This is a genomic window from Acinetobacter stercoris, from assembly GCF_900323515.1.
Taxonomy (GTDB): domain Bacteria; phylum Pseudomonadota; class Gammaproteobacteria; order Pseudomonadales; family Moraxellaceae; genus Acinetobacter; species Acinetobacter stercoris.
The window spans coordinates 1-6,569 of record NZ_OOGT01000213.1 but is presented as its reverse complement, the minus strand read 5'-3'; the positions used below and the strand labels follow the sequence as shown (position 1 = coordinate 6,569).

The following is a 6,569-nucleotide window of genomic DNA, read 5'->3' as shown; positions in this document are numbered from 1 at the left end:
GATATGAAGTTTAGTCTATATGTCTTGTATTTTATATTTATAATTATTTTATCTATATGTTTGATTTTTATTGATAATATTTAAAATAATTTTTGGTGAAATATTGATTCCGCATGTTGTGCGTAAAAAGGTAGAAAGTTATACGTAAACGGCTAATAAGTAAAAAAATATACTTTATATCATTTTAATAATGCTTTCTTAAGCACAAATAAACAGCCTTTGGGTTTGTTTTTCTAGCAGGTTTTTAGTTGCTAGTTTTCAGGTTCCCCTGTCTTTTGATCATCAGGGTCTTAGTGTTCCGATAGTCAGTCGGTAACATTTTTATTGAGGTTTCTATGAAAAAATTAGTTTCTGCGTTGACTGTCCTATCAGTTTCTTCATTATTCGCTACTTCTGTATTTGCCGATATATCAGCTTCTGCAACTGCTAAATGGGATGCAACTGCAAAGAAAGATACAACAAGCGCTTTAGTCGTTACGCCATTAAAATCTTTAAGTTTCCAGTATGCAGAAGGTCTTGAGCAGTTTAATACACAAGTGGGTGCTTTTGATGTCACGGTGCAAGGTCAGAGTGGTGCAACAGATTTTGAATTATCGTCTAAATTGATCAGTAATACATTAAGCCGTACCAGTGATGCATCTACTCTAAACGTAGGTGTAGTCTGGAATGGTGACAAATTATCTAAAACAACTGAAACAAAAATGATTGATACCGCACAAAATATTAATGCCGGTTTAGAAGCATTAGCTCAATCAACAGCTTTTGCAGGAACAGGTCGCACTTCTGCACAAAATAATTTTACTTTTACGATTGATTCTGCAACAGCAGATGGTACTACAGCTGCACAATTCAAAGATCTGACAGATGGTATCTGGGATGGCGAAGTCGCTGTGCAATTTAATGCAAACTGGACAACAACACCATAAACCAATCCAGAACATTTTCGGTGGTCATGATGACCCAGTAAGGGGGAATATGTTCTCCCTTGCTTCTTAGGGCTTAGGGGGTAGCGAATGAATATTCAGGTATCAGGTTTAATTGCTGGATTATTGATCTCTTCTCAATGTGCGGCAGTCAATGTGGGAGATATTACTTCGATCATTGAGCCCAATCAGTCTCTTTTATCAAAAGAAATCGAAAATACTACGGATGTTGCACGATTTGTCGGACTTAAAATTTTTCGTATCAGTTCACCACTGGCTGATGGCCAGTTGATAGAAATGCAATCCAAATCTGAAATATTGTCTACACCTGCTGGACTTGTATTGCCAGGTTTTGCCAAAGATATTTTCAAGATCATTTACCAGGGTCCATCTGATGATAAAGAGCGTTACTATCGCTTATCTTGGATTGATGCACCTGTTGTCAGTGCAGGTGAGGATACTGCAAATAAAGGAGCTCAAGCGACAACATCTGCACAAATTAACACGATTTTAGTAGTCGCTCCGCGTCAGGAAAAGTTCGATTATCACTATACAAATGGCACTATCAATAATACTGGAAATAGTAGTTTTAGGGTTGTAGCTGCTGGAAAGTGCCTCGATGAATCAAAGAATAAAGATGGAAATGGCTGCCGTGAAAGATACTATGTCATGCCTGGTAAATCTGTAACGCTTCAGCATATAGATATTAACGATGGAAAAACTCATTTAGGGATCTGGCACGGTAGCAAATATATAAATGTAGCAAGGTAAGCATTATGAAGAGCCGTATTCTTTATAGTTTGCTGATCTTGTCGGGTTCTGCTTTTGCCAACGAGAAGCAATCCCAAATTCATATGGGGAAATATATGTTTCCTGCTCTACTTTCCAGAGCATTGATGCAAGGGCTTACCGTACCAGTATATTTGAAGTTTGAAGCAGATACACAAATTGAAAATGGCAAGAGTAAGCAAAAAATTGCGGATGCACTGATTACGTATAAAAAAGGTCAGTTATATGTTGAGCGTATTTTATTTGAAGATGTCGTACAAACTACAGAACTTTCACAAACTGTAAAAAATGAATTAGAGAAATTAAAAAAAGCATTTGATACGGATATGTCGCTCAAAGTTACAGATGATGCATCTTTTCAATTTGATTTGCAGTCTTTGTATCTGGAGCTAAAGGTTAATAAAAATGCTTTGGGAACAAAATTTATTTCTCGTTCAGATGTGTTAGGGCAATCAACTTCAGACGGTTTTTCTTCGGTTTTAAATTATCGTTTTGGTGCTTCTTATAATGACTATGACGGTCGAAATACATCGTCCAATTATTTGAGTCTGGATAGTGTCAGTTCGATTCGTGAACATCATCTACTTTTAAACGGTTCAGTTTATGGTGTGGGGGAGTCAAATACACGTTCGGATTTATATCGTGCATTGTATGAACGAGACTTTGAAGGAAATAGATTTGCTGTCGGTATGATGGACACCTGGAGCATGCAATCTATCGCCAGTCTGAATGCATTAAATACCAGTAAGGTTTATGGTGCAACCTATGGAAATAAAAGCAATACCATGATCGAGGACAAAACGCAGTCTTTGGTTCCAATCGTTGTTTTTTTACCAAGTGCTGGTTCTGTCCAGCTTTATCGTGATGGGCGTTTACTTAGTATTCAAAATTTTTCAATGGGGAGTCACGAGGTTGATACTTCAGGCTTACCTTATGGTTTATACAATATTGAAGTCAAAATTTTAATTAACGGGCAGGAAACTAGTGCTACTGTTGCACAGGTGAATAAATCACTTGGACGAAATTCAAGTGTGACAGGTGTACTGGATTGGCAGGTTTTTGGCGGGATGTTGAAATACATGTTGAGAGAAAGTCCAGCAGAATATGCAAAAAGAGAAACAGAGACGTGGTTAGTGGGAGTTGCTGCTGCTAAAAATTTTCCGGTATTTTCAGGTATGAGTTTGCGTTCAACATTATATGCTTTTGATGAAAATGTAGTTAATGAAATAGAGAGCAACATTACCTTACCTTTGGGTACGACCTTAAATTTACAATCTATGCTTACAACAGATGCCTCTTATCGTGCTTCTGCTACCATTAATTATAATTTGCCCAAGGGATATGGCAGTGTATGGGGTTCAAGAAATCTCAGTGATGTAGGCAATAAATTATCTTTTACTGAAACCGATAGTTATGATTTGGGTTTGTCTTTAAACTTGAAGCAGTTGCATAAAAAACTTGGGTTTATTTCGACGAGTTATTCAGAAGATCTGAAGAGAACTAATTCAACTACAAATATTGAATATACACAGAATCTGTTCAATACACGTTATGTTGATGTGAGCTTTAGAGCAGGTTACCAACGTTCAGAGTATCAAAATCAGCAAAACTATGAAGATAAGTACATCTATTTTGATGTACGTATGCCACTTTCCAAATGGTTTAGTGCAGGTTTGAGCAGCCGGAACAGTAATTTGTTGGCAAATGCCAGTTATAAACAAAATTTCCAAAACAGTTTAATTACGGGCGTAGGTGTAGATGTTTCTCAGGTTATTGACCGTAAAAACTATCAAGTCAATGAAGATGACTTTATGGCATCAGCATATATTGGATATGAAACAAAATACAATACGGGCACATTTTCGGCGAGTGGTTCAGCCAATAGTTATTCTATGAATTATACAAGTCAGGGTTCTATTGCTGTGACTCCTCAACATTTTGCACTTGGTAATAATAATATGAATTCGGGTGTAATTATTGAAACAGGTTTAAGTGATAAAGGTAAAGTTTCTGCATTAATTAACGGCCAAGACTTCACTTTATCAGGGGAAAAGAACTTTATTCCTTTAAGCCCATATAAGCAATATATCGTAGAGCTCAGAAATGATAGGAATTCTGTAGATAGTGTCAATATCGGTCAAGGGCGTAAGAGCACTGTAGTGTTATATCCAGGCAATGTATCGGTCATTCAGCCAGAAATTAAGCAAATGGTGACCATTTTTGGTCGGGTCCATTATCCAGATGGCGAAGTTGCAAGTAATACCAGTATTCATAACCATATCGGAAAAACCATGACAGATGGTAATGGTGAATTTTCTGTAGATGTTGATAAACGTTATCCAATTCTGACCTTGATTGAAAGCAATGGTGATATTTGTGAGTCTGAATTGAATCTGAAAGATGCTCGTGGGGCAAAATGGTTAGGTGACATTCAATGCAAATATAAAACAGTAAGCACCCGAAATAAGAGTCTAGAGGTGCGAAGAAATGATTAAGTCTATAAAGAATGTCATTCTGGCAGCTGGTATTTTTTTATTATTTTTAACTGAAGCATATGCATTGACTAAGCCTGCTGTAACGAATTTGGCTCCTGCAAAAAACTATATTTTTGTTGAAAACAGGATCGATCGGGAATATTTCATTGCTCCATCTACGCTGGATCCCCGGTTTTCAGGTGCGAACGTCTGGACAAAATTTGGTAAAGATAATCAGGATAATCTGGGGTATATGGGTGGGGCTTACGGACTTTATTATAACTATTATGTCGATTTTTGGCTTGATGATGGCTCGATTAGAAATCCATATCAAGGAACACGCTGTCGGTTGGCTGCTGGAGGTCCGTGTCCAGCAGTTGGTTACATGATTCCCGAATATACAGATGATACTGGTTCATTTAAATCTAAAGTAGGTCTTGGTGAAAATGGAGGTCAATATGCTTTTGGATCTTTTGCAGCAGGAGCATATGAACACTTTAGATCATTAAGTGTTGGAGGAACAGATGTAATTGATATGAATGTCTGTGAAACTAATGAAGAATATAACCCGCAAAAAGGTGAACGTTGTAAAGATGCTAAAACAGGAAGATGGCGTATTTTCCGTATGACAGCAACTAAAACAGGGCATATCCGTTTAGAGGACACCAAAGCCTTTAGTGAAATATGGGTTGCATCTGATGGCACACCGTCTTTGGCAGAAAATAGTACTTATTGTGAATATGTCATCGGAGCGACAGGTATAGGAGATCAAAAAGAAGGGATTGCCTGTCAAATGGTTAAATACGATATTGATGGAAATCCGGGCACTTTTGACAATGGATTAAGGTTTTATATGGTTGTGGATAACACCGCATTAGGATTTATTCCATCGGATCGTGATATTCAGATTGAAGGCGGCAATGGTGTCTGGAAAAGATATAATTATACAGGTACCGATAACAGAATTAATGTAATGATGAATTCTGGTTCTGGTTATGTACGTGTTTTATTTAGTAAAGCCTTTTTCAAAAAATTACTCAGGTATGGAGGTTCAACTGCAGATAAAGATAATATTTTTACATTTGCAATTAACAATACCGTCGCGCCATTTTCAGGGTTCTACCAATTTGCGACGTCTATGGCAGTCGATATTATCCCTCGTGAATATAGCATTAGTATTAAACCATCTAACCCTCAACTAACACATCTAGAAGGTAAAATTGGAGACTATGAGCCTGATATTGAGTTCAATTATAAAATAATTCAATCTGCACCACGTAAAGCAGATATCGTCACTGCACATATTATTGGTGAAAATGTAAATGTAGCTGGACAAAAATATTGCTTATTTAAATCTGATGATCAAGCAATCAATGTTCCAATCCCTGCATATCTTTCTTATACCAATATTTTAGGTAATCGCGTTGAACAGTATAGTGGTTGTGATGAAACCCAGAAAATGGATATTACAAATGCATTGTGGGGTGAAACTCCCTGGGATGAAAACAATTCAGGATTTTTTTATCAGACTTATTTAAAACTCAGGTTTCCAATGAATAACCCCATATCAAAAATTTCTATGGAAGGAACTGACTGGTTAGGGACAGTACATGCGGAGGGGGATGTGAAAGTTGAAGCAAAATGGATCGGGGTAGAACGATAGTTAAATCAAATAAACTGGATCTGCTTGCATGATACATTTAGTTAAAAAACTGATTATTTTGAGTCTGGGTTTAACAGCGCATTCAGTCTCAGCTGTATATTTTTCATCCTATATCTATGAAATGATGTCTGATGAAAGTTTTATAGCTAAAGCAATAAAAAATGATACGCGAACATCAAATATGTACCAGATTAGTTCATATAAGATAGATAAACCAGGTAAAGGAGGGGAACATCCGATTTATGAAAAAAATCGCGATCTTATTTATACTCCTTTACAGTTAAAGATAGAGCCTAATAATACTGATTTTTTTAAAATATTATATATCGGGCCAAGTGATAATAAAGAAAGATATTACCGGGTGGTTTTTATTGAAACACCATTGACAGCTCTTCCTGGTCTGAACAGAAAGGGGATAACCACTTTTTTTCCTTCAGTATCCATGAGTACCATACTGATTGTTCGACCAAAGAAGCAATCTGTTAAATATGAAATAGATGAGGAAAATGGTGTAATTAAAAATACTGGAAATACTTTTTTTAGAGTTATTGTTCAGCAAGGCTGTAATGGTAAAGATGAAGATGCAAATCATTTTTATATGCTACCAGGAGATATTTATAGAGATGAAAGGTTAATGAAGTTGAATCGGAAATTTATTATTGTAAATAAAAAATATCTTCCTTTAGGTAAAATATGTTTTTAAAAATAACTGAATTGAAT

Annotated in this window: 5 protein-coding genes; all 5 read left to right on the top strand. The window is 36.3% G+C overall.

Annotated elements, in window-relative coordinates:
- Positions 1 to 335 precede the first annotated feature (335 nt).
- A complete protein-coding gene (gene ecpA, locus KPC_RS16735) occupies positions 336 to 926 on the top strand; it encodes a common pilus major fimbrillin subunit EcpA (RefSeq protein ID WP_121975488.1) in 591 nt (196 codons plus the stop codon).
- A gap of 87 nt (positions 927 to 1,013) precedes the next feature.
- Entirely contained in the window at positions 1,014 to 1,694 is a 681-nt protein-coding gene (locus KPC_RS16730; protein WP_121975487.1) for an EcpB family pilus assembly chaperone, read from the top strand.
- 5 nt (positions 1,695 to 1,699) lie between these two features.
- Positions 1,700 to 4,207 carry a CS1-pili formation C-terminal domain-containing protein gene (locus KPC_RS16725; protein WP_121975486.1) on the top strand — a complete coding sequence of 836 codons (2,508 nt, stop codon included), beginning with the start codon at positions 1,700 to 1,702 and terminating at the stop codon, positions 4,205 to 4,207.
- Positions 4,200 to 5,849 carry a hypothetical protein gene (locus KPC_RS16720; protein ID WP_121975485.1) on the top strand — a complete coding sequence of 550 codons (1,650 nt, stop codon included), beginning with the start codon at positions 4,200 to 4,202 and terminating at the stop codon, positions 5,847 to 5,849. Before KPC_RS16725 ends, KPC_RS16720 begins: the two co-directional genes overlap by 8 nt.
- 28 nt (positions 5,850 to 5,877) lie before the next feature.
- Positions 5,878 to 6,552 carry a fimbrial biogenesis chaperone gene (locus tag KPC_RS16715; protein ID WP_121975484.1) on the top strand — a complete coding sequence of 225 codons (675 nt, stop codon included), beginning with the start codon at positions 5,878 to 5,880 and terminating at the stop codon, positions 6,550 to 6,552.
- The last annotated feature ends 17 nt before the right edge of the window (positions 6,553 to 6,569 follow it).

What these genes read in the sequence shown, in the direction of transcription:
- KPC_RS16720 (WP_121975485.1), top strand. Translation starts at nt 4,200, where the DNA reads ATGATTAAGTCTATAAAGAATGTCATTCTGGCAGCTGGTATTTTTTTA.
- ecpA (WP_121975488.1), top strand. Translation starts at nt 336, where the DNA reads ATGAAAAAATTAGTTTCTGCGTTGACTGTCCTATCAGTTTCTTCATTA.
- KPC_RS16715 (WP_121975484.1), top strand. Translation starts at nt 5,878, where the DNA reads ATGATACATTTAGTTAAAAAACTGATTATTTTGAGTCTGGGTTTAACA.
- KPC_RS16725 (WP_121975486.1), top strand. Translation starts at nt 1,700, where the DNA reads ATGAAGAGCCGTATTCTTTATAGTTTGCTGATCTTGTCGGGTTCTGCT.
- KPC_RS16730 (WP_121975487.1), top strand. Translation starts at nt 1,014, where the DNA reads ATGAATATTCAGGTATCAGGTTTAATTGCTGGATTATTGATCTCTTCT.